Source organism: Micromonospora deserti (assembly GCF_003236335.1).
In the GTDB taxonomy this organism is placed as follows: domain Bacteria; phylum Actinomycetota; class Actinomycetes; order Mycobacteriales; family Micromonosporaceae; genus Micromonospora; species Micromonospora deserti.
In genome coordinates, this window is the sequence record NZ_POUB01000497.1 from 1 (window position 1) to 1,576 (window position 1,576).

The following is a 1,576-nucleotide window of genomic DNA, read 5'->3' on the forward strand; positions in this document are numbered from 1 at the left end:
GCCTAGATGATTGAGTCCGATGTCCTGGCTGGTCAATGGTCGTACGCGATGAGTGATCGTTTTCTGGGTTCGCCGATGTTGGTGTTGTGCCAGATGCAGGTGGCCATCGCGAGCAGGCGCTGGCCGGCGCGTGCGTAGACGCCGTGTCGGCGGCGCGCTCCGTGTTGTTCGAGGCTGAGCTGGCCTTTGAGGGTGTCGAAGATCGCTTCGATCCATTGGCGCATGCGTAGCAGGCGTCGTTCGGCGGGGCCGCAGGTCGGGTCGGAGGTCTTCTTGCGGGCGGGCCGGACCAGGTGGATGCCGAGGTCGTCGAGGAACGTCTCGAACGTTTTCCCTGCGAAGCCTTTGTCGGCCAGGATCACCTGCCCGGCCTGTACGAGGTGGTGGTCGACTTCGAGCAGGGCGGCGATCACGTCGCGTTCGTCGAGTTTCGGGTGGGCCAGGCACCAGGTCACTGGCATGCCCTCGACGGTGGTGACCAGGTACAGGCGCATGCCCCAGAAGTAGCGTGAGTGCGAGGCGCAGTAGCCGTAGCCGGCGTCGCCTGCGAGGTCGGAGCGTTTGGCGGTCTCGCGGGACATGCCGCAGGGCACGGGGGTGGAGTCGATCAGCCGCAGGATGGGCACGCTGGTGGGGGTGTTCTCGGCCAGGTGCCGGATCACCTTGGCGATCAGTGGTCCGGCGTCTCGGAGCCGTTTGCCGTATCCGGACTGGTCGGGGATGTAGGGAAACAGGTGGCGCAGGTGTTTGCGAGCGTAACGGATCCAGTGCCGCTCTCGCGGAAAATCCAGCAGGACCTGGGCGATAGCCAGGCACAGCAGTTCGGCGTCGGTGAGCAGCGGCGGGCGACCGATCCGGCGACGCCCGACGACATGATCGTCTACGAACACGTAGAGTGCAGTGAGAAGGGTGTCGATGTTAGCTGTCACACGCAGACAACGACCCCCTTCGCTGTCTGTCACGCAGTCGAAGCGACGCGGCCAGCCTTCTGCCTCAGTCAGTTGTAGGTGTCAGTGTTCTTGACTTCGCCGAACCGCGGGAAGATCTTCTCGATGGTGAAGTTGTGCTCATCGGCGGCGAACCCGGACATCGCATCGGCAACGAACTCCAACTCGTATCCATGGTCACTGGCCACCCGTGCGGTGGACTCCACCCCCATCGTGGTAACCAGCCCGGCGAGTACCAGCGTGCTTACGCCACGACTTTGCAGCCGGTCATGCAGGTCAGTGTTGTGAAAAGCCCCGATAGTATGTTTGACGACCACAATGTCGCCCTCCGTGACGAGGCCTTCGACGAAGTCGCTACCAGGCGGCTGCTCGGTCACATTCGGCCGATCCACCCGGACCAGCACCACGGGGCGATCATTCGCCCGAAACACCCCGGCCAGCCGGCGACAGCGTTGCAGCACCTCCTCGCCGGAGTGCGGCGAAACAGGCAGAGCGACGATTCTGGGCATCAGGTCAATCAAGACAAGCGCGGAGGTCATGAAGGTGATCATAAAGCCGGGCCTGGGCGGCGGCAGCCCTGGAGCCTCATACCCATTGACCAGCTCAGACTTAGGACTCATTCATCTAGG

At 63.3% G+C, this 1,576-nt stretch carries 2 protein-coding genes; both read right to left on the reverse strand.

The window, feature by feature from the left end; genetic code table 11:
* Positions 1–32: 32 nt before the first annotated feature.
* Complete coding sequence (locus C1I99_RS31505) at positions 33–929, reverse strand: IS982 family transposase (protein WP_111137768.1); 897 nt, start codon at positions 927–929, stop codon at positions 33–35.
* 68 nt (positions 930–997) lie between these two features.
* Positions 998–1,498: an isochorismatase family protein gene (locus tag C1I99_RS31510; protein ID WP_199562470.1), complete on the reverse strand. Its 501-nt coding sequence runs from the start codon at positions 1,496–1,498 to the stop codon at positions 998–1,000.
* Positions 1,499–1,576 lie beyond the last annotated feature (78 nt).

Coding starts and splice junctions, on each gene's coding strand:
- C1I99_RS31510 (WP_199562470.1), bottom strand. CDS start 1,498: ATGATCACCTTCATGACCTCCGCGCTTGTCTTGATTGACCTGATGCCC.